Here is a 25,271-nt window from a genome sequence, read left to right on the forward strand (position 1 = left end):
CCCCCTCCCCGCATCCTTGTCCGCTTAACCGTTTCAGTCAGCCTATCCTTGATGAAACCGCGAGCAATGATAGGTGATTACGTCATGGTTTTACAGAAAATTACAGAAAAAGGAGGCAATATCGGGTAAAGGCATTAGCCCGACGAATACGTCGGGCTACAAGTATTATTGTGCTGCAGGTGTTTTAGCGGGTTGTTGATCCACAGGTTCTAACTGGAAGACCACATCGACCTGATCATCAAACTGAATAGCGGCCTGCTCGTAAGTTTCCTGGGCAGACACCGGCGCGGCATCGGCTTTCATCATCCGCACCATTGGGCTGGGCTGATAGTTGGAAACATGGTAGCGCACGCTATATACCGGCCCCAGTTTACGATGAAAGCCGTTCGCCAGTTCCTGCGCCTGATGAATCGCGTTATCAATCGCTGCCTTACGCGCTTTGTCTTTATAGGCATCCGGCTGCGCCACGCCCAGCGACACAGAACGAATTTCGTTAAGACCCGCCTTCAGCGCGCCATCCAGCAAGGAATTCAGTTTGTCTAACTGACGGAGCGTGACTTCCACCGTTCTCACAGCGCGGTAGCCTTTCAGGATACTTTTACCATCCTGATAATCATAATCTGGCTGGGTGCGTAAGTTCGCTGAGCTGATATCTTTTTTCGCGATCTGATTGAGTTCAAGGAAGGAAATGTATTGTGCGACGCGCTCATCTGCCTGTTTCTTGGCAGTAGCGGCATCCTTCGCGGCCACGTTAACTTCAATCGCAAGAGTGGCAATGTCTGGCACCGCATCCACGCTTGCCGTACCGGAGGTGACAATATGCGGTCCATCCGGCAATTCGTTAGCCTGCGCCGCCATCCCGCTAATACCCATTAATGCCGCCAGGGCGATAACTTTGAACTTCACGTTAGTCTCTCCGTGTTAATTGACTTGCCCAAAATTCAGGACCTCTGGAGGCAAGCTTAGCGCCTCTGTTTTATTTTTCCATCAGATAGCGCCTAACTGAACAAGGCTTGTGCATGAGCAATACCGTCTCTCGCCAGCTGCAAGGCTATAAACCACATGACACATCCCACTACCAGATTGATAATGCGCTGTGATTTTGCCGTGCGCAGGCGCGGTGCCAGCCAGGCTGCGAGAATAGCCAGACCAAAGAACCACAGGAAAGAGGCGCTAATTGTCCCGAGCGCAAACCAACGTTTTGGTTCGACGTCAAGCTGCCCGCCAAGGCTGCCCAGTACAACAAAAGTATCCAGGTAAACATGCGGATTCAGCCAGGTCACTGCCAACATGGTGGCGATAATTTTCCATCTGCCTTGCTTCAGGACTTCGGCACTGGCTAACTCAATATTACTGCTCATTGCGGTTTTAAAAGCGCCAAAACCATACCACAGCAAGAAGGCTACGCCGCCCCAGGTGACCAGCGCCAGCAACCACGGCGACTGCATCAATAACGCGCTGCCACCAAAAATCCCGGCGCAAATCAGGACCAAATCGCTGATAGCACAAAGTAAGGCAATCATAATGTGGTACTGACGACGAATGCCCTGATTCATCACAAAAGCATTTTGTGGACCGAGCGGTAGGATCATAGCTGCGCCAAGCGCAAGACCTTGAAAGTAATAAGAAAACACGTTGGATATTCCGAATTAAGTATCTGATGCAGAGACTATATCGCGGGATTGTTATTAGCGGAAATTGATAATATTAATTGGCAATCAGAAAAACTAATAAGAGAGAGGCCAGAGAGTATTATCTGGCCTCAGCGTTGATTACGCAGCTTTGTCTTCTTTCACCCGCTTAAAGTTCACATCCATTTGCGGGTACGGGAAGCTGATACCGGCGGCATCAAATTCACGTTTAATACGCTCCAGCACATCCCAGTACACGTTTTGCAGATCGCCGCTGTTGCTCCAGACGCGGACCACGAAATTAATCGACGATGCACCAAGTTCGTTCAGGCGCACAGTCATTTCGCGATCTTTCAAAATGCGATCTTCAGACTGGATAATATTGGTCAGGATCTGCTTAACCTGATCGATATCGGAATCATACGCCACGCCAATAATAAATTCGTTACGGCGAACTGGCTCGCGGGAGAAGTTAATAATATTTCCGGCAATAATTTTACCGTTCGGAATAACGATAATTTTACCGTCTGCAGTACGCATGGTGGTGGAGAAAATCTGCACACTCAGCACAGTACCGGCTACGCCGCCGAGGTCAACATATTCTCCGGCACGGAACGGGCGGAACATGACAAGTAACACGCCAGCGGCCAGGTTAGAAAGTGACCCCTGCAAAGCCAGACCAACAGCTAAGCCTGCGGCACCGAGTACAGCAATGACTGACGCTGTTTGTACACCCACGCGTCCCAGGGCAGCGATTAGCGTAAAGGCGATAATACCGTAACGGACTAATGCAGAAAGAAAATCAGCAACAGTGGCATCGATTTTACGGGAGATCATCAGGCGATTCACCGCGTTGGAAATCATCCGCGCGATAATCAAACCAACGATGATGATCGCGAGTGCCGCCACGATGTTTACTGCATAACTTAGCAGCAGCGCCTGGTTAGCTACCAGCCAGCTTCCCGCGCCGTTTATGCTATCGACAACATTCAAATCTTCCATTCAATATTCCTTTTCAACTGACTCAAAATGGAGAAATACACTCCGCCGCCTTATGACGGGCAGTCTGACAAGGGTAAACAATAAAGCATAATTTTGCCAAATAGATCACAGATTTCTCATCTGAATCACCTTGCTTTTGGCGAAAAAATCCCCGCAGAGCGGGGCTCAGACAGATATCAATGTGCGCTTTGTCATGCCGGATGCAGCGTGAACGCCTTATCCGGCCTACAAAAACCTGCAAATTCAATATATTGCAGGATACGTGTAGGCCTGATAAGCGTAGCGCATCAGGCAATTTTGCTTTTGGCGAAAAAAAGACCCGCAGAGCGGGCCTTGAGATAAGCAGAAAGGAATGACTTACAGAACGTCGATCGCGTTCAGTTCCTGGAATGCTTTTTCCAGACGAGCGATCATCGAAGTCTGACCGGCACGCAGCCATACGCGCGGATCGTAGTATTTCTTGTTCGGCTGATCTTCGCCTTTCGGGTTACCCAGCTGACCCTGCAGATAAGCTTCGTTCGCTTTGTAGTAGTTCAGAACGCCTTCCCAGGTTGCCCATTGGGTATCGGTATCGATGTTCATTTTCACTACGCCGTAGCTTACGGAGTCTTTGATTTCCTGAGCAGTAGAACCGGAACCACCGTGGAATACGAAGTTCAGGCTGTTGTGCGGCAGGTTGTGTTTCTTAGAAACATATTCCTGAGAATCACGCAGGATGGTCGGAGTCAGAACCACGTTACCCGGCTTGTAAACACCGTGTACGTTACCGAAGGACGCAGCGATGGTGAAACGCGGGCTGATTTTGCTCAGCTCGGTGTATGCGTAATCAACGTCTTCCGGCTGGGTGTACAGTGCAGAAGCGTCCATGTGGCTGTTGTCCACGCCGTCTTCTTCACCACCGGTGCAACCCAGTTCGATTTCCAGAGTCATGCCGATTTTGGACATACGCTCCAGGTATTTAGAGCAGATTTCGATGTTCTCTTGCAGAGATTCTTCAGACAGGTCGATCATGTGAGAAGAGAACAGCGGCTTACCGGTAGCTGCGAAGTGTTTTTCACCCGCGTCCAGCAGACCGTCGATCCACGGCAGCAGTTTCTTCGCGCAGTGGTCAGTGTGCAGGATAACCGGAACACCATAATGTTCAGCCATCTGGTGAACGTGATGCGCACCAGAGATCGCGCCCAGGATAGCAGCACCCTGCGGAACGTCAGATTTCACGCCTTTACCAGCGATAAAGGAAGCACCACCGTTGGAGAACTGAACGATAACCGGCGCTTTAACTTTAGCAGCAGTTTCCAGTACGGCGTTGATGGAGTCAGTACCGACGCAGTTTACTGCTGGCAGTGCGAAGTTGTTTTCTTTTGCTACCTGGAAAACTTTCTGTACGTCATCACCAGTGATTACGCCAGGTTTTACGAAATCAAAAATCTTAGACATGTCTCTTGTCCTGTATCGTCGGGCCTTATACTCATCATACTTCAAGTTGCATGTGCTGCGTCTGCGTTCGCTCACCCCAGTCACTTACTTATGTAAGCTCCTGGGGATTCACTCTCTTGTCGCCTTCCTGCAACTCGAATTATTTAGAGTATGAAAAAATGCGTGCTCTAAAAGCGCGCTGAAACAAGGGCAGGTTTCCCTGCCCTGTGATTTTTTACTTCTTAGCGCGCTCTTCGAGCATCGCTACTGCAGGCAGTACTTTACCTTCCACGAATTCGAGGAATGCGCCGCCGCCAGTGGAGATGTAGGAGATTTTGTCAGCAATGCCGAACAGGTCGATTGCTGCCAGAGTGTCGCCGCCGCCAGCGATGGAGAACGCTTCGCTGTCTGCGATAGCGTTAGCCACGATTTCAGTACCTTTGCGGAAGTTCGGGAATTCGAACACGCCAACCGGACCGTTCCACAGAATGGTTTTCGCATTCTTCAGGATTTCAGCCAGTTCCTGAGCGGAAGCATCACCGATATCCAGGATCTGCTCGTCAGCTTTCACATCGTTAACAGATTTCAGGGTAGCCGGTGCAGTTTCAGAGAACTCGGTTGCTACGCGAACATCAGACGGAACCGGGATGTTGCAGGTGGTCAGCAGACGTTTAGCTTCGTCAACCAGGTCAGCTTCGTACAGGGATTTACCCACATCGTGGCCTTGTGCCGCGATAAAGGTGTTAGCGATACCACCACCAACAATCAGCTGGTCAGCGATTTTAGACAGGGAGTCCAGAACGGTCAGTTTGGTAGATACTTTAGAACCACCAACGATAGCCACCATCGGGCGAGCAGGTTCTTTCAGTGCTTTACCCAGCGCGTCCAGTTCAGCTGCCAGCAGCGGGCCTGCGCACGCAACGTCAGCGAATTTACCGATACCGTGAGTAGAAGCCTGCGCGCGGTGAGCAGTACCGAATGCGTCCATTACGAACACGTCACACAGTGCAGCGTATTTTTTGGACAGGGTTTCGTCGTCTTTCTTCTCGCCTTTGTTGAAGCGAACGTTTTCCAGAACAACCAGTTCACCTTCAGCAACGTCAACGCCGTCGAGGTAATCTTTAACCAGACGAACCGGGTTAGACAGTTTGTCTTTCAGGTAGTTAACAACCGGCAGCAGAGAGAATTCTTCGTTGTACTCGCCTTCGGTAGGACGACCCAGGTGGGAAGTTACCATCACTTTTGCGCCTTGTTTCAGGGCCAGTTCGATGGTCGGCAGAGAAGCACGGATACGCGCGTCGCTGGTTACTTTCCCGTCTTTTACTGGTACGTTCAGATCCGCACGGATAAATACACGTTTCCCAGCAAGATCCAGATCGGTCATCTTAATTACAGACATGGTGAATCCTCTCGTTGATTCTAAAAGTTTTGCAGACGCTGCTTGCGTCTTACCTGAAAGCAACAGTAGCCATAGCTAACGTCGTGTCGAGCATTCGGTTAGCAAAGCCCCATTCGTTATCGCACCAGACCAACGTTTTGATCAGGTGTGCGCCACTGACCCGGGTTTGGGTGCCATCGACAATGGCACTGTGCGGATCGTGGTTAAAATCTACAGAGACCAACGGCAATTCCGTATAGTCAACTATACCATGAAATGCACCTTGTGCTGCTTTTTGCAGCAACAGGTTGACTTCATTGGCTTTTACAGGTTTCTTCACCGTCACGCTTAAATCGATTGCCGTCACATTTATGGTTGGCACACGTACCGCAATCGCTTCAAAGCGATCGTTAAATTGCGGAAAAAATCGTGTGATACCGGCGGCCAGTTTAGTATCGACCGGAATGATCGACTGGCTGGCTGCCCGGGTGCGACGCAGGTCAGGATGGTATGCATCAATAACCTGTTGATCGTGCATGGCGGAGTGAATTGTGGTCACTGTGCCGGACTCAATACCGTACGCATCATCTAACAATTTGATGACGGGAATTATGCAATTCGTGGTACAGGAAGCGTTAGAAACGATGCGGTGTTCCGCACGAAGTTGATCCTGATTGACGCCGTAAACAACGGTCGCGTCGAGATCGTTACTGCCAGGATGTGAAAAGAGCACTTTTTTGGCCCCGGCGGCAATATGCGCTTCGCCATGCTCGCGGGAGCCATATACGCCGGTGCAGTCGAGGACTACATCAACGCCAAGTTCACGCCAGGGGAGCGATTGCAGTGAACGTTCATGCAATACGCGGATGGCGTCATCACCAACAAAAAGTTGATCGCGTTCCTGTCGTACTTCCCATGCAAAACGGCCATGGCTGGTGTCATATTTCAACAAATGCGCCATGCCCGCAGCATCCGCCAGTTCGTTGATTGCCACCACGGTAATTTCCGCCCGGCGTCCGGATTCATACAAAGCACGAACCACATTACGCCCGATGCGACCGAAGCCATTTATCGCTACGCGTACGGTCATAGATCTCCTGCAAGGTTTTCCCTGAGCAAATTTGCCAGACAGAGTAATCCAGCAAATCGTCCGGGGAAACCTTACCTGTCGCAAACTGCGACTGATTGGTTAATTGTCGAACATTTAATCGACTGAAACGCTTCAGCTAGGATAAGCGAAACGTGGAATAAAAGGAATGATTGTCCAGTCAAAGAAAGCAATTATCTGACTTACGTCACGTTTTCAGCCCCGCCCCTGTGGAATTTATTCCACTTTGCAGAATCACGAATAAGCGTAGCAAAATCTTTTCGTTGTGCCGTCACAAACCCTGACTTATATCAGAATATGACTGATGCAGCGTCGATATTATCCGCAATACGTCCGAGTTTCGGAGTACTCCAATGATGACATTGCCCTACCCATATTCTTCCTCCGCACGCTTTTACGCACTGCGCCTCCTCCCCGGGCAGGAAGTTTTTTCCCAGCTACACGCTTTTGCACAGCAGCATCAACTTCATGCTGCCTGGATTGCAGGCTGTACCGGTAGCCTGACTGACGTCGCCTTGCGCTATGCCGGGCAAGAAGGCACCACGCTCCTGAACGGTACATTCGAAGTGATCTCACTAAACGGCACGCTGGAACAGAGTGGTGAGCATCTTCATCTCTGCGTTTCCGATCCACACGGCACGATGCTTGGCGGTCATATGATGCCCGGCTGTACCGTGCGGACCACGCTTGAACTGGTGATCGGTAGCCTTGAGGAACTGGCGTTTAGCCGCCAACCTTGCGCGCTTTCTGGTTACGACGAGTTGCATATTTCCCCCGTTAAATAACTACTTTCAAAGAGGTTTTCTTATGGCGCGTAGCCACTTTTCCAGTCAGGCACTGGTGTTGATCGTTATATCTATCGCCATCAATATGATCGGCGGGCAACTGGCCAGCATGGTCAAATTACCTATATTTCTCGACTCCATCGGCACACTTATTAGCGCGGTACTGCTTGGTCCGGTGATCGGAATGCTGACCGGCTTACTGACCAATTTACTCTGGGGATTGCTGACCGACCCGATCGCCGCCGCATTTGCACCCGTCGCGATGGTCATCGGCCTGGTCGCCGGTTGGCTGGCGCGAGCGGGTTGGTTTCGCACCCTGCCAAAAGTCGTTGTCAGCGGCGTGATTATTACGCTTGCGGTAACGGTCGTCGCTGTACCGCTGCGTACTGCGCTGTTCGGCGGTGTCACCGGTAGCGGAGCCGATTTGTTCGTTGCCTGGATGCACTCGATGGGGCAAAACCTGGTGGAGTCGGTGGCGATTACGGTGATAGGCGCGAACCTGGTCGATAAAATTCTTACAGCGGTGATTGTCTGGCTTTTACTGCGCCAGCTGCCGATTCGCACCACGCGCCATTTTCCGGCAATGGCTGCCGTGCGCTAAATGCATCCATTTACCTCATTAACACTGTGGGCATTGGCGGCCTGCACCACGCTTATCCTGCCCGCGCAGACCATTTTGCCGATCTATAGCGCGGCGACCTTTTTCTGCCTTATTGCGCTAAAGGCCACGCGGCGGCGGGCAAAATATGTCGTCTGGCTGATGTTCTCGCTGGGAGCCGGGCTGTGGCTGGTACACGGTGGCTGGCTACCAGAATGGCTAAGCGGCACGCCACGCTCGCCAGAACGGTGGTCGCATGCTATTACGCTCTGGTTGCGGATTCTGGCGATTGTTTCAACCTCACAGTTGTGGATGCAGTACGTCCCCGTGCAATGTTTTATTCGCGCTCTGTTTGCTTCTCGCCTGCCGCCAGGCGTCGCTTATCTGTTTGCCGGGCCGTTATTGGTCGTTGAGCAGTTAAAACGGCAATTAGCGATTATTCATGAAGCGCAGCGTGCCCGCGGCGTGCCGCTGGATGAGGGCTGGTATCAGCGTTTACGTGCGATGCCCGCGTTAATTATTCCGCTAACACACAATGCGCTTAACGATCTGGCTGTCCGTGGTGCGGCGCTGGATATGCGGGCATTTCGGATCCACAACCGACGAACAACGTTGTGGGCACCAGCCGATAGCACCCTACAACGCGTAGCGCGTTACACCATGATCTTGCTGATGCTGACAGAATTCGGAGCGTGGATATGGTTACGTTAGAACAGTTCCGTTATTGCCCGACACACTCAACGCATCCTCCGTTCTGTTATGACTTTCACTATGTCAAACCGGGGATGGTCGCCATCTTTGGTGACAACGGCAGTGGCAAAAGTACGCTGGCACAGCTGATGGCGGGCTGGTATCCGGACTTTCTGCCAGGAGAGATAACAGGCACGGGGACGCTCCTCGGTACGCCCATTGGGCATCTCCCGCTTAATGAACAATCCGCCACCATCCAGCTCGTCCAGCAATCGCCCTATTTGCAGCTCTCCGGCTGTACCTTTAGCGTGGAAGAAGAAGTTGCCTTTGGGCCAGAAAATCTGTGTCTTGCTGAAGCAGAGATTATGGCGCGGATTGATGCCGCCCTGACTCTGACCGAGTGCCAGCCGTTGCGCCATCGTCACCCGGCAACACTCTCCGGTGGAGAGACACAGCGCGTGGTCATCGCCTGCGCCATCGCGATGCAGCCAAAGCTCTTAATTCTTGATGAAGCCTTTAGCCGCCTGACTCCGCAGGCCAGCGAAATGCTGTTGCAGCGCTTACAACACTGGGCGTTTGAACGTGGTTCGCTGATTATTCTTTTTGAACGTCATCGCACACCTTTCCTGAACTACTGCCAGCAAGCGTGGCAATTGAAAAACGGAGCGCTCCAGCCACTATGTTAACGTTAAATAAGATATCTTATCGCTGGCCTGGCGCGGCAACGGATTGTCTTTGCGACATTTCTCTGCAACTCAAACAAGGTGAATGGTTGGCGCTGACCGGCGACAATGGCGCGGGAAAATCGACGCTGTTACGAGTAATGGCAGGTCTTCTTACGCCCACAGCCGGTACGGTTATGCTGCAACAACAGGCGATGAAAAACCTGAAAAACCGCCAGCGCGCGGCAAAGGTTGGCGTACTGTTTCAGGAAGCGGAAAACCAACTTTTTCACAGCACCGTCGCTGACGAGATCGCATTTGGTTTGAAACTGCAAAAATGCCCGGCGGATGAAATCACTCAACGTACCCATGCTGCCCTGCAATGTTGTCAGTTAGCAGACACTGCCAACGCGCACCCGTTGGATCTGCATAGTGCGCAGCGACGGATGGTCGCCGTCGCCTGCCTGGAAGCACTCTCTCCGCCACTATTGCTGCTGGACGAGCCGAGTCGGGATTTTGACGAAAATTGGTTGAGCGTGTTTGAAAGCTGGCTGGAGAAGTGCCGCCAGCGAGGCACGAGCGTCGTAGCAATCAGTCATGACGCCGCATTTACCCGGCGTCATTTCTCTCGTGTGGTGCGACTGGAAGATGGTCTAATCAGGAACGTTAATCCACCAGACGATATTCACCCGTAGCGGTCATCATTAAGGTCAAATTTGCAGGCAGACTCTCTTCCAGCACCCGGCGAACATTCGGCCCGTCGGTACGGTCATAAAAAGCTTCTGCGTCTGCCAGCGATACCCCTCCCGCCAGCTTGCGCCCTACCAGTCGTTCCCGCAACGCAGTAGCTGGCGCGTTGATAAAGATCGAGAAATCACAAAATTGCGCAAGCTGGCACCACTTCTCGTCGTCCAGCAACAACCAGTTTCCTTCGACGATGACGAGTGGTGCGGTAACGTGCAACGCATCTTCAACAGGATCATGCTTTTGTCGATCATACTGCGGCCACGTACAATCCCCTTCCACGACCTGGCACAGATTTTCCGCCAGTTTCGCAACGTCAAATGTCTCTGGTGCGCCTTTGAAGGGGCGCAATTGATGCGCATCCAGCCAGCTATTGTAATGGTGAAAACCATCCATCGGGAGCGTCTGGATAGCGGGTAATTCAGGGTCTTGTTGCGCGAGATATTCCCAGAAGGTAGTTAAGGTAGATTTACCCGTCCCCGGCGGAGCGCAAAGAAAAACCACCGTACGTCGCTGCGGACTTACCGTCTGTAAGGCCGCCAGCATACGCAGCAACGGTTTATGCACGCGTTCTATCTCTTCATCATGGTACTGCGCTTGCACGTTCAGCCCATTCACCGTTAATTCAATTTTCACGGCGTTAATTCCTTTAAGGTGGTCGTTACTGCCAGCGTCAGCGCCGTTTTGACCATTCCGCTAAAACGCGCCTCTGACCAGACGGCGAAATCGGCGAACTTCATCGCTTTCAACGCGTCATAGAGCGTCGCATTGCAGGTTATGCTATTGACGTTGCTGATAAAATCCCAGGTCATGTCATCGGCAAATCCGGGCGTTTCATCCTGTTCGTTCAGGTAATGCCAGAACTGGGAAAAATGCGTGATATCGGCGTACAGCCATTTATCCATTTTCCCCAGCGCATAAATCAAACGCAGTGCAACATCAATATCGTCAAGCGGGCCGCTTTGGGCGAGTAACGGCTTCACTGCATATTCGACGATCTCTTCATCGTTATCGACAAACAGCGACGGCAGAAACTGGCGTATCCCCTGGAGCAAAATAGAATGCGCAGTTTTCATAAATGAAAATAAATTGTCCTGTGCATCCAGTTGCTCAAGCACATCATCTTCTGTCAGCGTCGCCATTGGTCTTCCGATAGATCACCATCAATGCAGGGAGTCTATTATATTACACGTTTGGTCCGCGCCGCCGATCAGTAATGTCTGCGTCCGCACCCCATTCGCCGTCTGTTGGATACCGTTCACCAACTCGCCGCCCGTCACGCCCGTAGCGCTAAAGAGGATATCGTTCCCCCTCACCAGTTCATCGAGCGAGTACACACGGTTAACGTCAACGCCCATTGCCTTACAACGCTTGCGCTCCTGCTCTGCAATCTGCCGATTTTCCGTGTAATCCCCTTTAGCCTGACAAAAGTCAATCAGCTCGGCCTGCATATCCCCACCTAATGCTTTAACGGCACAGGCAGAAATCACGCCTTCTGGCGCACCGCCGATGGTGTACATCACGTCGTAAGGATTATCCTGCCAGCAGGTCAGCACGCTGGCGGCGACATCGCCATCCGGCAGAGCGAAAACCTTCACGCCCAGCTGTGTTGCTTCTTCAATCGCGGCACTCAGGCGCGGTTTATCCAGCGTAACCATGCGCAGCTTGTCCAGCGGTTTGCCTAACGCCCGCGCCACGTTGCGCAAGTTGTCCGCCAGAGGCAAAGACAGATCAATCGCCCCGGCAGCCAGTCGATTAACAACCAGCTTTTTCATATACATATCGGGCGCATGTAACAGGCTATCTCGAGGGGCGAAAGCCATGACCGCCAGCGCATTGCTCTGCCCCATCGCTACCATCCGCGTGCCTTCAATCGGGTCAACCGCGATATCGACTTCTGGCCCATCGCCTTTGCCCACCTCTTCGCCAATCCACAGCATCGGCGCATGGTCAATTTCTCCTTCGCCGATAACCACTCGTCCACGAAAAGCGACGTCGTTTAATGCCTGGCGCATCGCGGTGACCGCCAGGCCATCAATTTTATTTTTGTCGCCACATCCGGTTTGCGGCCAGGCAGCCAACGCTGCCTGTTCCGTAACGCGAAATAATGGCCACGCCAGGGACATCATTGCGCGGCCTCCCCAATATCAACGCCAAATTGCGCCAGCAGATATTTCTCGGCCTGCTCATTCCAGATGCCGTGCGTTTCCTCAACCAGCCGCGCCAGCTCTTTAAACAGCGGATCGGTTTTGCCTTTTTCGGCAAAATCGGCAATGGCGGTGAGCGGCATGGTCACGCCGTTATAAATGAGTTTTTTACCGCCAGGGATATCCGGCAGATTGAGCACGGTATCTGGCACCGCATCCAGCCCACCGATATGCGTGACCATAAAGGACGGCTGCAACTGCCCCGTGGCGCTTAACGCAATCGCCTCTTTCATGTCGTCCGTTGAACCGCCGGATGTACCGACGACGTGCGTGCTGTTGTAATGGACGTTGTAGAAATTAAACGGCACTTTGAAGTTTTTATCCGTCGGCCCGGCAAAGAAGTTCAGACAGCCATCTTCCGCCAGTAATTCGTCAGCCATCTCAACGACAGCAGGCACCGCCGCATAAACAAAAATGTCATCGAACCCGACATCTCCTGTCAGCGCCCGCAGCGTCTGGACCGGATCGCTCATCCCTTTGGTATTCACATACACCAGCTCAATGCCTTTACTGGCCGCCAGATCCACCGGCAGCAGCTTCTGCACCTGCGCCAGACGTTTGTCGTCGATATCGACCACCACCACCCGCGACGGTTGTATGCCGCCGTTAATGGCGTAATCGATAGCGCCAATGCCCATCGGACCTGCACACGCCAGCAGTGCAATATTGCCGCCAGGTTTGACGCCCATGCGATGCTCATAAACATATTGCGTGGTGTGATAATTGGCATGATAAGCACCAATAATGCAGCACATAGGCTCTGCCAGCGACGCCGCAGCAAAATAAGAGCCGTGATACGGTAATACGCAGCCCAAATTAATGGCGATTTCGGGAATAATCATATAAGTGGCATTGCCGCCAAAATATTCGTAGCTGTAGCCCGCTGAATATCCGCTTGGTAACCCCATCGCTGGTTGCAATACAAAACGCTGGCCTTTTTTATATTTGCCAGTGAGATTTTTACCCACTTCGACAATAACCCCGGCACATTCATGCCCGGTAATGACCGGATGATTTTCTAAATCGTCGGGTACGCGTTTATGTTCACTACCGAGTAACGCAGCTTTCCAGGTGGATAAACAGACGCTGTCAGAAATTACACTCACCAGTAATTCATTATCGGTAATTTCTGGCAGTTCAAATTCGCGCAGACGGACATCCCGCTTGCCATAAATAGCAGCAACTTTGGTTTTCATTTTTACCTCTGTAATCAGTGTTTATGTTCGGCGGTTAATTGATTAAATAAAGTGTCGAGTTTTGGATCGCCAATATAGTTATTAATCAATATCAGCGGTTTATCCGTAACACGTTTCACGCGCCCTTCCAGACTGGCATGAGTAACGACGATATCGGCATCCGCAGGCACGTTTTCTATCGCGTAATGTTTTACTTCTATTGCCAGCCCCGCTTTTTCCAGGCGTTTACGGAAGGTGGTCGCGCCCATCGCACTGGAGCCCATCCCCGCATCGCAAACAAAGGCGATACGCTTAACCCTGCTTAACGAGAATGCACCCTCTTGTTTCATCGCCTTAACCGCATTGGCTGACTGAGCAAACTCATCTTCGCTCTCCGTTTCCACCGTTTTTTCCATCTTCAGTATCAGCGAAGTAATAGCAAAGGACACCAGGGTACCTACCGTAACACCGGCAATTGTCGCCAGGAACGAGCCTTTCGGCGTCAGTGCCAGGTAAGCAAAGATAGACCCCGGACTTGGGCCAGCCACCAGACCACCGTCCAGTAAGTTAAACATCCAGGTACCAGACATACCGCCCGCAATCATGGCAATAATAGTCAGCGGCTTCATCAGCACATATGGGAAATACAGTTCGTGGATCCCACCGAGGAAGTGAATAATCATCGCCCCGGGCGCAGAACGTTTACTCATCCCTTTACCAAACAAGGTAAACGCCAGCAGCAGCCCCAGGCCCGGACCTGGGTTAGAGGCCACCATAAAGAAGATGGATTTACCGTTAACCGAAGCCTGTTGCATTCCCAGCGGATAATAGACGCCCTGATCGATCGCATTATTAAGGAAAAGCACTTTCGCCGGTTCATTGATGACTGACAGCAGAGGCAGATAACCCGCATGTACCAGCGCCTCGATACACTCTTTGACGAAAGTATTGGCAATTAACACCGCCGGGCCGATCACTTCAAAACCCAGCAGACAAAGGAGCATCCCCGCGATACCTAATGAGAAGTTATTGATAACCATCTCAAAACCGGCAGGTATGCGTTTTTCCAGTGCCTTATCGACATATTTTATGACCAACCCACCGAGCGGCCCCATGATCATTGAGCCAAGGAACATCGGGATCTCTGCGCCAACGATCACACCAATAGTACCTATTCCGCCCATGACCGCCCCGCGTTTACCGCCGACCAGATGACCACCTGTAGAACCAATCATCACGGGCAATAAATAGGTAATCATCGGGCCGACAATTTTGGCGAAATGTTCGTTAGGCAGCCAACCGGTGGGAATAAATAACGCAGTAATAAAACCCCAGGCAATAAAAGCACCAATATTGGGGATGACCATTGCAGTCAAAAAGCCCCCAAAAGCCTGGACCTTTGCACGAGCAGACTTGTTTTCCATAATATTATCCTGTAGAGGAGAGAGTAATTATCCGCGGCTGATAATGTCCGCTAATTGTTTTTCTGATGATGCTGTTAAGAGTTGTTCGAGTATTTCTTCTTCGCACAGTAATTCACTTAACGCCTGAATAGCGCCAATGTGCGAATCGGCATCGGCAGCAGAGAGTCCGATGAGTAATTTAATTGGTTCGTCATTCCCCGGAAAATAAACACCTTGTTCAAGTAATGTCAAAGACATCCCGGTTTTAAGCGCCCCACATTCCGGTCGCGCATGAGGCATTGCCACGCCTGGTGCGAGAATATAATAAGGGCCATTGTTAATGGTGGAATCTTTAATTGCCTGAATGTAATTCTCGCTGATATAGTTTTTATCCAGCAATGATACCATCGAGAAATCGATAGCTTCCTGCCAATCTTTTGCTGAATGTATAACTGAGATTGATGATTCTGGAAAATAATCACTAAGCCGCATAAATTATCCTTATTTTATTTTTAGGGTACCGTCCGGCGGTAAAAATAAAATACTCGTGCGGTTTAATGAAAGCAATTGAGCAGGGAAACCGATGTTTTGAAAACAGTGAATTATTAATTTCTTATATAACATTGAGTTATAGATATAACAACAAATGTCAATACGCATATCGTGATGCATATTACATAATTGATATTTATTGCATATAAATATTTGTGATCTACAACACGCTTTATCTATTGCTTGTCCGCAAACGGACATATCAAGGTAATAAAAAAGGTCGCCGAAGCGACCTTTTTACCCGAAATGCTAATTACAGCAGTTCTTTTGCTTTCGCAACAACGTTATCAACAGTGAAGCCGAACTCTTCAAACAGCAGCTCTGCCGGAGCAGATTCACCGAAGGTGGTCATACCGACGATAGCACCGTTCAGGCCAACATACTTGTACCAGTAGTCAGCAATACCCGCTTCTACAGCAACGCGTGCAGTAACCGCTTTCGGCAGTACGGATTCACGGTAAGCAGCATCCTGCTTGTCAAATGCGTCGGTAGACGGCATGGACACCACGCGCGCTTTCACGCCTTCGGCAGTCAGTTTTTCGTAGGCAGCAACAGCCAGTTCAACTTCTGAACCGGTAGCGATGAAAATCAGTTCCGGCTGACCGGCGCAGTCTTTCAGCACATAACCACCGCGCGCGATGTTTGCCAGTTGCTCTTCAGTTCGTTCCTGCTGCGCCAGGTTCTGACGGGAGAGGATCAGTGCGGTCGGGCCGTCCTGACGCTCAACACCGTATTTCCACGCGACCGCGGATTCAACCTGGTCACACGGACGCCATGTAGACATGTTCGGGGTTACGCGCAGAGAAGCGACCTGCTCTACCGGCTGGTGAGTCGGGCCATCTTCGCCCAGACCGATGGAGTCGTGGGTGTAAACCATCACCTGACGCTGTTTCATCAGCGCAGCCATACGTACGGCGTTACGTGCGTATTCCACGAACATCAGGAAGGTGGAGGTGTACGGCAGGAAACCACCGTGCAGGGAGATACCGTTAGCAATCGCGGTCATACCGAACTCGCGAACACCGTAGTGGATGTAGTTACCCGCAGCATCTTCGTTGATTGCTTTAGAACCAGACCACAGGGTCAGGTTAGACGGTGCCAGGTCAGCAGAACCGCCGAGGAATTCCGGCAACAGCGGACCGAAAGCTTCGATAGCATTCTGAGACGCTTTACGGCTGGCGATTTTCGCCGGGTTAGCCTGCAGTTTAGCAATGAACTCTTTTGCTTTCGCGTCGAAGTCAGACGGCATTTCGCCTTTCATACGGCGGGTAAATTCAGCGGCTTCCTGCGGATAAGCTTTCGCGTAAGCAGCGAATTTCTCGTTCCATGCGGATTCTTTCGCCTGGCCTGCTTCTTTCGCATCCCACTGAGCATAGATTTCAGACGGGATTTCGAACGGTGCATATTTCCAGCCCAGCTGTTCGCGGGTCAGGGCAATTTCAGCGTCGCCCAGCGGCGCACCGTGGGAGTCGTGAGTACCGGCTTTGTTCGGGGAACCGAAACCGATGATGGTTTTGCACATCAGCAGGGACGGTTTGTCAGTCACTGCGCGCGCTTCTTCTACTGCGCGTTTGATGGATGCCGCGTCATGACCGTCGATGTCGCGAATAACGTGCCAGCCGTAAGCTTCGAAACGCATTGCGGTGTCGTCGGTGAACCAGCCTTCAACGTGACCATCAATAGAGATACCGTTGTCATCGTAGAACGCAATCAGTTTACCCAGCTTCAGCGTACCCGCCAGAGAGCAAACTTCGTGGGAGATGCCTTCCATCATGCAGCCGTCGCCCATGAAGGCGTAGGTGTAGTGGTCGACAATGTCGTGGCCCGGACGGTTAAACTGCGCCGCCAGCGTTTTTTCTGCAATCGCCATACCTACTGCGTTGGCAATACCCTGCCCCAGCGGACCGGTGGTGGTTTCCACACCAGCGGTGTAACCCACTTCCGGGTGGCCCGGAGTTTTAGAGTGCAGCTGACGGAAGTTTTTCAGTTCTTCCATCGGCAGATCGTAACCGGTGAGGTGCAGCAGGCTGTAGATCAGCATAGAGCCGTGGCCGTTGGACAGCACGAAGCGGTCACGGTCAGCCCAGGACGGATTCTGCGGGTTGTGTTTCAGGAAATCACGCCACAGGACTTCGGCAATGTCAGCCATACCCATAGGGGCACCCGGGTGACCGGATTTGGCTTTCTGTACTGCGTCCATGCTCAGCGCACGAATAGCATTGGCAAGCTCTTTACGTGAGGACATTTTGACTCCAGATCGGATGATGAAGGGCACGCCCTTAACGACTTGACGACAGCGCGTTTTGGGCTACGCCGGAAAATTTGCCAACAATTTACCGCAAGCCGCGCGTCATGTACATGGAACATCCTTTTGCCGCTTCAGAAATCTCTGGATCATGCTCGCATGTTGCGCAATCTACTCGCCCGTCCGCTGCGCTTTTCCTTATACTGAGACTGAGCGTCGGTTCACCTGCAAACGGCGCATTTTTAGAATAATCCTGACCTTGTGCGGAAGAAAAAACATGAAAATTCGCGCCTTATTGGTAGCAATGAGCGTGGCAACGGTACTGACTGGTTGCCAGAATATGGACTCCAACGGACTGCTCTCATCAGGAGCGGAAGCTTTTCAGGCTTACAGTTTGAGTGATGCGCAGGTGAAAACCCTGAGCGATCAGGCATGTCAGGAGATGGACAGCAAGGCGACGATTGCGCCAGCCAATAGCGAATACGCTAAACGTCTGACAACTATTGCCAATGCGCTAGACAACAATATCAACGGTCAGCCGGTGAATTACAAAGTGTATATGGCGAAGGATGTGAACGCCTTTGCAATGGCTAACGGCTGTATCCGCGTCTATAGCGGGCTGATGGATATGATGACGGATAACGAAGTCGAAGCGGTGATCGGTCACGAGATGGGGCACGTGGCGTTAGGCCATGTGAAGAAAGGGATGCAGGTGGCGCTTGGTACAAATGCCGTGCGAGTAGCTGCGGCCTCTGCGGGCGGGATTGTCGGCAGTTTATCTCAATCACAACTTGGTGATCTGGGCGAGAAATTAGTCAATTCGCAATTCTCCCAGCGCCAGGAAGCAGAAGCCGATGATTATTCTTACGATCTTCTGCGCCAACGCGGCATCAGCCCGGCAGGTCTTGCCACCAGCTTTGAAAAACTGGCGAAACTGGAAGAAGGCCGCCAAAGCTCAATGTTTGACGACCATCCGGCATCCGCCGAACGCGCCCAGCATATTCGCGATCGCATGAGCGCGGATGGGATTAAGTAAAGCCTGGTGGTGTCGAACGTAGGTCAGATAAGGCGTTCACGCCGCATCTGACATGAATGGCACATTTGTTACCTTGTGCGCATTGCCGGATGCGATGCTGGCGCATCTTATCCGGCCTACGGGTGCCGAACGTAGGTCGGATAAGGCGTTCACGCCGCATCCGACATTAATGGCACGTTTTACCCGTGCGCATCGCATCTGGTGCTTACTCGCCCTTTTTCGCCGCCTGAATATACAGCATCTCCAGCGCCAGCGTCGCCGCAGCCAGAGCGGTGATTTCCGACTGATCGTATGCCGGAGCCACTTCCACTACGTCCATCCCAACAATGTTGAGATCTTTCAGGCCGCGTACCAGTTTAATAGCGCGATCGGAGGTCAGGCCGCCAATCACTGGCGTACCGGTGCCTGGTGCAAAAGCAGGATCCAGGCAGTCGATATCAAAAGTCAGGTAAACCGGCATATCACCCACAATCTGTTTCACTTGGGCGATAACGTCATCCACGCTGCGATCGTTCACCTGGCAGGCGTCCAGCACGGTAAAGCCGTTGTCTTTATCAAACTCGGTACGAATACCAATCTGCACGGAATGATTCGGGTCGATCAGACCTTCTTTCGGCGCGGTATAGAACATAGTGCCGTGGTCAAATTCACAACCGTTCGCATAGGTATCGGTGTGGGCGTCAAAGTGTACCAGCGCCATTTTGCCGAAATGCTTCGCATGAGCACGCAGCAGCGGCAGCGTAACAAAGTGGTCACCACCGAAAGAGAGCATACGCTTACCGGCAGCCAGCAGCTTCTCGGCGTGCGCCTGCAGCTTCTCGCTCATCTCACGGGCATCGCCGAAAGCATATACCAGATCACCGCAGTCCACGACGTTCAGACGCTCACGCATGTCGAAATTCCACGGGAAGCGATTGTGTTCCCAGGCCAGATTCGTCGAAACCTGACGGATCGCTGCCGGACCGTGGCGACCACCGGCACGGCCAGAGGTGGCCATGTCGAACGGCACACCAGTAATCACCCAGTCAGCATCGCTGTCATACGGCTGGAAGTTCATCGGCAGGCGTAAAAAACCAAAGGCGTTGGAAACCAGTGAGTTATCGTATTGATGACCTAAGGTGCTCATGGATGGACTCCTATTACAAAGTCGATATAAAAAAACCCTTCCGCGTCGTTAGGCCCGACGAGGAAGGGTTGGATTTGTCACAATAAATTGTGGCGGATTATCACCGCTAAATTAAGCGGATTCAAGTAACACAGGACTTACTCATCTTCAAGATAAGTATAACCGTACAAACCTGCCTCGAACTCTTCAAGGAACTGTTGTTGCAGTTCAGCATCAAGATCGGTTTTCTTCACTTGATCACGGAACTGAGTTAACAGCGTTTTCGGATCGAGCTGTACATATTGCAGCATGTCCGCCACGGTATCGCCTTCGTCAGACAGTTCCACTTCGACACTACCGTCAGGGAACACGAACACGTCAACCGCTTCGGTATCACCGAACAGGTTGTGCATGTTGCCGAGGATCTCCTGATATGCGCCGACCATAAAGAAACCGAGCATCGGCGGATTCTCTGGATCGTACTCCGGCATAGGCATTGTCGTGGCAATACCGTCACCATCAATATAGTGGTCGATAGCACCGTCAGAGTCACAGGTAATATCCAGCAGCACAGCGCGGCGTTCCGGCACTTGATCCAACCCTTCCAGCGGCAGAACCGGGAACAACTGGTCGATCCCCCACGCATCCGGCATCGACTGGAACAGCGAGAAGTTGACGTACATTTTGTCCGCCATACGTTCCTGCAGCTCGTCGATAATCGGACGATGAGCACGGTTTTGCGGATCCAGCTGCTTTTGCACTTCATGGCACATGCTCAAATAAAGCTGCTCAGCCCATGCGCGTTCTTGCAGGCTAAAGGTGCCGGAAGAGTAGCCGATATGAATGTCGTGCAGATCCATCTGACTGTCGTGTAACCATTCACGCAGAGAACGGCGAGTTCCCGGTTCGTGCATCTCCTGCCAGGTTTCCCACATGCTTTGCAGCGCACGCGGCGCATCTTCTGCAGGCGCGGTCGGCACCGTGTATTCGTTACGTTCCACGCCGATGATATTAGACACCAGCACGGTGTGATGCGCAGTCACTGCACGACCCGATTCAGTGATTACCGTCGGATGTGGCAGACCGTTTTCTTCACATGCATCACCAATCGCCCAGATGATGTTGTTGGCATATTCATTGAGGCCGTAGTTCACCGAACAGTCGGACTGCGAACGAGTACCTTCATAATCCACGCCCAGACCGCCGCCGACGTCGAAGCACTGAATATTGACGCCCAGCTTGTGCAGTTCCACATAGAAACGCGCCGATTCACGAACGCCCGTGGCGATATCGCGAATATTCGCCATCTGCGAACCGAGGTGGAAGTGCAGTAGTTGCAGGCTGTCGAGACGCCCGGCTTCACGCAGGGTTTCAACCAGTTGCAGTACCTGAGTCGCAGCCAGGCCGAACTTCGATTTTTCCCCGCCGGAGGACTGCCATTTACCCGAGCCCTGCGAAGCCAGACGTGCACGCACGCCCAGACGAGGAACGACATTCAGACGTTCTGCTTCATCCAGCACAATGGCGATTTCTGACATCTTCTCAATGACCAGATAGACCTTGTGGCCCATCTTCTCGCCAATTAATGCCAGGCGGATATATTCGCGGTCTTTATAACCGTTGCAGACGATGACGCTACGGGTCATGCCAGCATGCGCCAGCACCGCCATCAACTCTGCTTTCGAGCCTGCTTCCAGCCCCAACGGTTCGCCAGAATGAATCAGGGACTCAATCACGCGGCGGTGCTGGTTAACTTTGATCGGATAAACAAGGAAGTAATCGCCGTTATAGCCGTAGGATTCCCGCGCACGTTTGAACGCGGCGTTAATGGAACGCAAACGGTGCTGCAGGATCTGTGGGAAACAGAACAGTGCAGGCAGACGCTGACCCTGTGCTTCACGAGTTTTCACTAACTGCGCGAGATCGACGCGAGCTTCCGGGACGTCCGGGTCCGGGCACACGCTGATGTGGCCCAGCTCGTTAACGTCATAGTAGTTATTGCCCCACCAGGCAATATTGTAAGTACGCAGCATCTTGCTGGCTTCCTGGGAGCTCATTGCAACCTCCTGCATGGAGCGTAGTACACCGTGTTCGCCCGCTGACGAAGGCAAACCCATAGACATGTCGTCAGACATAGCGAACCTCAAATTATTTTATTAAGTGTAAAACAGTTAACGACTATCGCAGCCTGGAACTGCGATAACAACCCATAAGCACATGGATTTTCCAGCAGTGAATGCTGACGCTCCAACTGCGCAACCGGTTTCTTTTTCATAACATTATTAAGCACATAACCGAACGTAAGTGTGACAGTTCGGCGAAACCACGAGAAAACTCTTGTTTTTACAAGAGCGCCCTTGTTCAGTCCTCAGTAACTGTAACCAGCTCTTGAATCCTGAGAAGCGCCGAGATGGGTATAACATCGGCAGGTATGCAAAGCAGAGATGCAGAGTGCGGGGAACGAATCTTCACCAGAACGGTGAGACAGGTTAAGCAGCAGACAACGGTTCATTATTTCGTATCACCTCCACGGCCGCCTGTTAAGACGAACCCACAAGCCAAAACTCTGATTTCAACCCGGCTGGAAGTGGCAACACGAAAGAAACGTCGTGTGCTTTTTATTTAAGCCGCGCGCCGCGTTTTATACCCCACAATGGCAGAAAATTGCAAAAGATAAATACGCAGAATGCCGGCATTGTCAGGAAAAATTTCCAGCCACGTTTTTAACAGAATGAGACACGATTCAAAAAAAAGTGGAAATCGGGTGAAGAATTCACCTAAAATAGCCATCCAGATGTTAATCCATCCATACCGATTAACACTCAGACTGCCAGTGTTTTTAACTTGCAGAGTCGTGGTAGGATCCGCTACCACAGAAAATCCACACAACAGTTTGAGCTAACCAAATTCTCTTTAGGTGATATTAAATATGGCAAAACACCTTTTTACGTCCGAGTCCGTCTCTGAAGGGCATCCTGACAAAATTGCTGACCAAATCTCTGATGCCGTTTTAGACGCGATCCTCGAACAGGATCCGAAAGCACGCGTTGCTTGCGAAACCTACGTAAAAACCGGCATGGTTTTAGTTGGCGGCGAAATCACCACCAGCGCCTGGGTAGACATCGAAGAGATCACCCGTAACACCGTTCGCGAAATTGGCTATGTGCATTCCGACATGGGCTTTGACGCTAACTCCTGTGCGGTTCTGAGCGCTATCGGCAAACAGTCTCCTGACATCAACCAGGGCGTTGACCGTGCCGATCCGCTGGAACAGGGCGCGGGTGACCAGGGTCTGATGTTTGGCTACGCAACTAATGAAACCGACGTGCTGATGCCAGCACCTATCACCTATGCACACCGTCTGGTACAGCGTCAGGCTGAAGTGCGTAAAAACGGCACTCTGCCGTGGCTGCGCCCGGACGCGAAAAGCCAGGTGACTTTCCAGTATGACGACGGCAAAATCGTTGGTATCGATGCTGTCGTGCTTTCCACTCAGCACTCTGAAGAGATCGACCAGAAATCGCTGCAAGAAGCGGTAATGGAAGAGATCATCAAGCCGATTCTGCCCGCTGAATGGCTGACTTCTGCCACCAAATTCTTCATCAACCCGACCGGTCGTTTTGTTATCGGTGGCCCGATGGGTGACTGCGGTCTGACTGGTCGTAAAATTATCGTTGATACCTACGGCGGCATGGCACGTCACGGTGGCGGAGCATTCTCTGGTAAAGATCCATCAAAAGTGGACCGTTCCGCTGCGTACGCAGCACGTTATGTTGCAAAAAACATCGTTGCTGCTGGCCTGGCCGATCGTTGTGAAATTCAGGTTTCCTACGCAATCGGCGTGGCTGAACCGACCTCCATCATGGTAGAAACTTTCGGTACTGAGAAAGTGCCTTCTGAACAACTGACTCTGCTGGTACGTGAGTTCTTCGACCTGCGCCCATACGGTCTGATTCAGATGCTGGATCTGCTGCACCCGATCTACAAAGAAACCGCAGCATACGGTCACTTTGGTCGTGAACATTTCCCGTGGGAAAAAACCGACAAAGCGCAGCTGCTGCGCGATGCTGCCGGTCTGAAGTAATCTTTCTTCACCTGCTTTCAAAGGCCAGCCTCGCGCTGGCCTTTTTCTTTTACCTCACCGCGGTGGATAGGCATTCACGCCGCATCCGGCAAAAAGCTGCCCGCACAATAACATCATTCTTCCTCAACACGTTTTATCGCAAATTATCATCACTACTGAAACCGATTACACCAATAACACCAACCAAATATTTGTAATATTTTCATATTATTATTCAGTTTTCACAGTTGTTACATTTCTTTTCAGTAAAGTCTTAATTGCAGATAACAGCGTTTAATCTATGATGATATAACTCAATTATTTTCATGCACTTAAACCATAACTAAGATAAATGTTAGTGTAAGCGATTACACTGATGTGATTTGCTTCACATCTTTTTACGTCGTACTCACCTATCTTAATTCACAATAAAAAATAACCATATTGGAGGGCATCATGCCTGACGCTAAAAAACAGGGGCGGTCAAACAAGGCAATGACGTTTTTCGTCTGCTTCCTTGCCGCTCTGGCGGGATTACTCTTTGGCCTGGATATCGGTGTAATTGCTGGCGCACTGCCGTTTATTGCAGATGAATTCCAGATTACTTCGCATACGCAAGAATGGGTCGTAAGCTCCATGATGTTCGGTGCGGCAGTCGGTGCGGTGGGCAGCGGCTGGCTCTCCTTTAAACTCGGGCGCAAAAAGAGCCTGATGATCGGCGCAATTTTGTTTGTTGCCGGTTCGCTGTTCTCTGCGGCTGCGCCAAACGTTGAAGTACTGATTCTTTCCCGCGTTCTACTGGGGCTGGCGGTGGGTGTGGCCTCTTATACCGCACCGCTGTACCTCTCTGAAATTGCGCCGGAAAAAATTCGTGGCAGTATGATCTCGATGTATCAGTTGATGATCACTATCGGGATCCTCGGTGCTTATCTTTCTGATACCGCCTTCAGCTACACCGGTGCATGGCGCTGGATGCTGGGTGTGATTATCATCCCGGCAATTTTGCTGCTGATTGGTGTCTTCTTCCTGCCAGACAGCCCACGTTGGTTTGCCGCCAAACGCCGTTTTGTTGATGCCGAACGCGTGCTGCTACGCCTGCGTGACACCAGCGCGGAAGCGAAACGCGAACTGGATGAAATCCGTGAAAGTTTGCAGGTTAAACAGAGTGGCTGGGCGCTGTTTAAAGAGAACAGCAACTTCCGCCGCGCGGTGTTCCTTGGCGTACTGTTGCAGGTAATGCAGCAATTCACCGGGATGAACGTCATCATGTATTACGCGCCGAAAATCTTCGAACTGGCGGGTTATACCAACACTACCGAGCAAATGTGGGGGACCGTGATTGTCGGCCTGACCAACGTACTTGCCACCTTTATCGCAATCGGCCTTGTTGACCGCTGGGGACGTAAACCAACGCTAACGCTGGGCTTCCTGGTGATGGCTGCTGGCATGGGCGTACTCGGTACAATGATGC

Annotated in this window: 26 protein-coding genes; 8 read left to right on the top strand and 18 right to left on the bottom strand. The window is 51.6% G+C overall.

The genetic code is table 11. The features are described 5' to 3' along the window. Positions 1 to 165: 165 nt before the first annotated feature. The 6 genes from QZF50_RS12910 to epd form a co-directional block, all read right to left on the bottom strand. The gene (locus QZF50_RS12910) at positions 166 to 906 is read right to left on the bottom strand and encodes an oxidative stress defense protein (protein WP_000669834.1); all 741 of its coding nucleotides are present in this window, start codon (positions 904 to 906) and stop codon (positions 166 to 168) included. A 92-nt stretch (positions 907 to 998) separates the two neighbouring features. Continuing rightward, complete coding sequence (gene argO / locus QZF50_RS12915) at positions 999 to 1,634, bottom strand: arginine exporter ArgO (protein ID WP_000493346.1); 636 nt, start codon at positions 1,632 to 1,634, stop codon at positions 999 to 1,001. 138 nt (positions 1,635 to 1,772) lie between these two features. Beyond that, complete coding sequence (gene mscS, locus QZF50_RS12920; protein WP_000389818.1) at positions 1,773 to 2,633, bottom strand: small-conductance mechanosensitive channel MscS; 861 nt, start codon at positions 2,631 to 2,633, stop codon at positions 1,773 to 1,775. Between the two features lie 357 nt (positions 2,634 to 2,990). Beyond that, entirely contained in the window at positions 2,991 to 4,070 is a 1,080-nt protein-coding gene (gene fbaA / locus QZF50_RS12925) for a class II fructose-bisphosphate aldolase (protein ID WP_000034372.1), read from the bottom strand. Between the two features lie 214 nt (positions 4,071 to 4,284). Next, positions 4,285 to 5,448 (bottom strand): phosphoglycerate kinase, encoded by a 1,164-nt coding sequence (gene pgk / locus QZF50_RS12930; protein ID WP_000111269.1) that lies wholly within the window; start codon positions 5,446 to 5,448, stop codon positions 4,285 to 4,287. A 49-nt stretch (positions 5,449 to 5,497) separates the two neighbouring features. After that, on the bottom strand, positions 5,498 to 6,517 hold the full coding sequence (epd, locus tag QZF50_RS12935; protein ID WP_000218480.1) for an erythrose-4-phosphate dehydrogenase: 1,020 nt from the start codon (positions 6,515 to 6,517) through the stop codon (positions 5,498 to 5,500). 371 nt (positions 6,518 to 6,888) lie between these two features. On the opposite strand from epd, the gene QZF50_RS12940 reads away from it, so the two are divergent. Genes QZF50_RS12940 through QZF50_RS12960 form a run of 5 tightly spaced genes read left to right on the top strand, consistent with a single transcriptional unit; the run spans position 6,889 to position 9,965 of the window. Next, positions 6,889 to 7,320, top strand: a complete 432-nt coding sequence (locus QZF50_RS12940) for a PPC domain-containing DNA-binding protein (protein ID WP_000988693.1) — start codon at positions 6,889 to 6,891, stop codon at positions 7,318 to 7,320. A gap of 22 nt (positions 7,321 to 7,342) precedes the next feature. Then, positions 7,343 to 7,921 (top strand): ECF transporter S component, encoded by a 579-nt coding sequence (locus tag QZF50_RS12945; RefSeq protein ID WP_000124312.1) that lies wholly within the window; start codon positions 7,343 to 7,345, stop codon positions 7,919 to 7,921. Then, positions 7,922 to 8,629, top strand: a complete 708-nt coding sequence (locus QZF50_RS12950) for an energy-coupling factor transporter transmembrane component T (RefSeq protein ID WP_000553217.1) — start codon at positions 7,922 to 7,924, stop codon at positions 8,627 to 8,629. It begins immediately after the preceding gene. Then, positions 8,617 to 9,294, top strand: a complete 678-nt coding sequence (locus QZF50_RS12955; protein ID WP_001379157.1) for an energy-coupling factor ABC transporter ATP-binding protein — start codon at positions 8,617 to 8,619, stop codon at positions 9,292 to 9,294. Before QZF50_RS12950 ends, QZF50_RS12955 begins: the two co-directional genes overlap by 13 nt. Then, entirely contained in the window at positions 9,288 to 9,965 is a 678-nt protein-coding gene (locus QZF50_RS12960) for a sulfate/molybdate ABC transporter ATP-binding protein (RefSeq protein WP_000956868.1), read from the top strand. The genes QZF50_RS12955 and QZF50_RS12960 overlap by 7 nt, the downstream gene beginning before the upstream one ends. Here QZF50_RS12960 and QZF50_RS12965 read toward each other — a convergent pair. From QZF50_RS12965 to tkt, 7 genes are all read right to left on the bottom strand, one after another. Next, a complete protein-coding gene (locus tag QZF50_RS12965) occupies positions 9,937 to 10,650 on the bottom strand; it encodes a nucleoside/nucleotide kinase family protein (RefSeq protein ID WP_000687768.1) in 714 nt (237 codons plus the stop codon). The genes QZF50_RS12960 and QZF50_RS12965 overlap by 29 nt on opposite strands. After that, positions 10,647 to 11,156 (bottom strand): fumarase E, encoded by a 510-nt coding sequence (gene fumE, locus QZF50_RS12970; RefSeq protein ID WP_000224130.1) that lies wholly within the window; start codon positions 11,154 to 11,156, stop codon positions 10,647 to 10,649. Before fumE ends, QZF50_RS12965 begins: the two co-directional genes overlap by 4 nt. Before the next feature lie 21 nt (positions 11,157 to 11,177). Further along, on the bottom strand, positions 11,178 to 12,143 hold the full coding sequence (glpX, locus tag QZF50_RS12975; RefSeq protein ID WP_000987277.1) for a class II fructose-bisphosphatase: 966 nt from the start codon (positions 12,141 to 12,143) through the stop codon (positions 11,178 to 11,180). Next, positions 12,140 to 13,417: a zinc-binding dehydrogenase gene (locus QZF50_RS12980; RefSeq protein ID WP_000853221.1), complete on the bottom strand. Its 1,278-nt coding sequence runs from the start codon at positions 13,415 to 13,417 to the stop codon at positions 12,140 to 12,142. The genes glpX and QZF50_RS12980 overlap by 4 nt, the downstream gene beginning before the upstream one ends. A 14-nt stretch (positions 13,418 to 13,431) precedes the next feature. Continuing rightward, the gene (gene cmtA / locus QZF50_RS12985; RefSeq protein ID WP_000428805.1) at positions 13,432 to 14,820 is read right to left on the bottom strand and encodes a PTS mannitol transporter subunit IICB; all 1,389 of its coding nucleotides are present in this window, start codon (positions 14,818 to 14,820) and stop codon (positions 13,432 to 13,434) included. Positions 14,821 to 14,847: 27 nt separating this feature from the next. Continuing rightward, complete coding sequence (cmtB, locus tag QZF50_RS12990) at positions 14,848 to 15,291, bottom strand: PTS mannitol transporter subunit IIA (protein ID WP_001239650.1); 444 nt, start codon at positions 15,289 to 15,291, stop codon at positions 14,848 to 14,850. Positions 15,292 to 15,604: 313 nt separating this feature from the next. Then, a complete protein-coding gene (gene tkt / locus QZF50_RS12995; RefSeq protein ID WP_000098614.1) occupies positions 15,605 to 17,596 on the bottom strand; it encodes a transketolase in 1,992 nt (663 codons plus the stop codon). Positions 17,597 to 17,873: 277 nt separating this feature from the next. Here tkt and loiP point away from each other — a divergent pair, with 277 nt between their 5' ends. Further along, positions 17,874 to 18,632, top strand: coding sequence for a metalloprotease LoiP (gene loiP / locus QZF50_RS13000; RefSeq protein ID WP_001472250.1), 759 nt, complete (start codon positions 17,874 to 17,876; stop codon positions 18,630 to 18,632). Positions 18,633 to 18,837: 205 nt separating this feature from the next. Here the strand turns inward: loiP and speB are convergent, their stop codons facing one another. The 5 genes from speB to yqgD form a co-directional block, all read right to left on the bottom strand. Next, on the bottom strand, positions 18,838 to 19,758 hold the full coding sequence (gene speB / locus QZF50_RS13005; protein WP_000105566.1) for an agmatinase: 921 nt from the start codon (positions 19,756 to 19,758) through the stop codon (positions 18,838 to 18,840). Positions 19,759 to 19,895: 137 nt separating this feature from the next. Beyond that, entirely contained in the window at positions 19,896 to 21,872 is a 1,977-nt protein-coding gene (speA, locus tag QZF50_RS13010; protein ID WP_001295380.1) for a biosynthetic arginine decarboxylase, read from the bottom strand. Between the two features lie 8 nt (positions 21,873 to 21,880). Beyond that, on the bottom strand, positions 21,881 to 22,012 hold the full coding sequence (yqgB, locus tag QZF50_RS13015) for an acid stress response protein YqgB (protein WP_001297406.1): 132 nt from the start codon (positions 22,010 to 22,012) through the stop codon (positions 21,881 to 21,883). A 93-nt stretch (positions 22,013 to 22,105) separates the two neighbouring features. Further along, positions 22,106 to 22,249 (bottom strand): protein YqgG, encoded by a 144-nt coding sequence (gene yqgG / locus QZF50_RS13020; protein ID WP_001297404.1) that lies wholly within the window; start codon positions 22,247 to 22,249, stop codon positions 22,106 to 22,108. A gap of 110 nt (positions 22,250 to 22,359) precedes the next feature. Next, complete coding sequence (gene yqgD, locus QZF50_RS13025) at positions 22,360 to 22,611, bottom strand: protein YqgD (RefSeq protein WP_023568882.1); 252 nt, start codon at positions 22,609 to 22,611, stop codon at positions 22,360 to 22,362. 55 nt (positions 22,612 to 22,666) lie between these two features. Between yqgD and metK the strand changes: the two genes are divergently transcribed. After that, positions 22,667 to 23,821: a methionine adenosyltransferase gene (gene metK, locus QZF50_RS13030; protein ID WP_001062128.1), complete on the top strand. Its 1,155-nt coding sequence runs from the start codon at positions 22,667 to 22,669 to the stop codon at positions 23,819 to 23,821. A 435-nt stretch (positions 23,822 to 24,256) separates the two neighbouring features. Continuing rightward, positions 24,257 to 25,271 (top strand): galactose/proton symporter (gene galP / locus QZF50_RS13035; protein ID WP_290388885.1); only part of this gene is annotated, 1,015 nt, incomplete at its 3' end.

The organism is uncultured Escherichia sp. (assembly GCF_948475835.1).
Lineage (GTDB): Bacteria > Pseudomonadota > Gammaproteobacteria > Enterobacterales > Enterobacteriaceae > ECMA0423.

Bases quoted from the DNA above. Each gene is read 5' to 3' on its own strand.
- cmtA (WP_000428805.1), bottom strand. From the start codon at position 14,820: ATGGAAAACAAGTCTGCTCGTGCAAAGGTCCAGGCTTTTGGGGGCTTT.
- yqgG (WP_001297404.1), bottom strand. From the start codon at position 22,249: ATGAACCGTTGTCTGCTGCTTAACCTGTCTCACCGTTCTGGTGAAGAT.
- fbaA (WP_000034372.1), bottom strand. From the start codon at position 4,070: ATGTCTAAGATTTTTGATTTCGTAAAACCTGGCGTAATCACTGGTGAT.
- QZF50_RS12945 (WP_000124312.1), top strand. From the start codon at position 7,343: ATGGCGCGTAGCCACTTTTCCAGTCAGGCACTGGTGTTGATCGTTATA.
- pgk (WP_000111269.1), bottom strand. From the start codon at position 5,448: ATGTCTGTAATTAAGATGACCGATCTGGATCTTGCTGGGAAACGTGTA.
- yqgB (WP_001297406.1), bottom strand. From the start codon at position 22,012: ATGAAAAAGAAACCGGTTGCGCAGTTGGAGCGTCAGCATTCACTGCTG.
- epd (WP_000218480.1), bottom strand. From the start codon at position 6,517: ATGACCGTACGCGTAGCGATAAATGGCTTCGGTCGCATCGGGCGTAAT.
- mscS (WP_000389818.1), bottom strand. From the start codon at position 2,633: ATGGAAGATTTGAATGTTGTCGATAGCATAAACGGCGCGGGAAGCTGG.
- cmtB (WP_001239650.1), bottom strand. From the start codon at position 15,291: ATGCGGCTTAGTGATTATTTTCCAGAATCATCAATCTCAGTTATACAT.
- QZF50_RS12955 (WP_001379157.1), top strand. From the start codon at position 8,617: ATGGTTACGTTAGAACAGTTCCGTTATTGCCCGACACACTCAACGCAT.
- speB (WP_000105566.1), bottom strand. From the start codon at position 19,758: ATGAGCACCTTAGGTCATCAATACGATAACTCACTGGTTTCCAACGCC.
- QZF50_RS12940 (WP_000988693.1), top strand. From the start codon at position 6,889: ATGATGACATTGCCCTACCCATATTCTTCCTCCGCACGCTTTTACGCA.
- QZF50_RS12960 (WP_000956868.1), top strand. From the start codon at position 9,288: ATGTTAACGTTAAATAAGATATCTTATCGCTGGCCTGGCGCGGCAACG.
- tkt (WP_000098614.1), bottom strand. From the start codon at position 17,596: ATGTCCTCACGTAAAGAGCTTGCCAATGCTATTCGTGCGCTGAGCATG.
- speA (WP_001295380.1), bottom strand. From the start codon at position 21,872: ATGTCTGACGACATGTCTATGGGTTTGCCTTCGTCAGCGGGCGAACAC.
- QZF50_RS12950 (WP_000553217.1), top strand. From the start codon at position 7,922: ATGCATCCATTTACCTCATTAACACTGTGGGCATTGGCGGCCTGCACC.
- metK (WP_001062128.1), top strand. From the start codon at position 22,667: ATGGCAAAACACCTTTTTACGTCCGAGTCCGTCTCTGAAGGGCATCCT.
- QZF50_RS12980 (WP_000853221.1), bottom strand. From the start codon at position 13,417: ATGAAAACCAAAGTTGCTGCTATTTATGGCAAGCGGGATGTCCGTCTG.
- glpX (WP_000987277.1), bottom strand. From the start codon at position 12,143: ATGATGTCCCTGGCGTGGCCATTATTTCGCGTTACGGAACAGGCAGCG.
- loiP (WP_001472250.1), top strand. From the start codon at position 17,874: ATGAAAATTCGCGCCTTATTGGTAGCAATGAGCGTGGCAACGGTACTG.
- fumE (WP_000224130.1), bottom strand. From the start codon at position 11,156: ATGGCGACGCTGACAGAAGATGATGTGCTTGAGCAACTGGATGCACAG.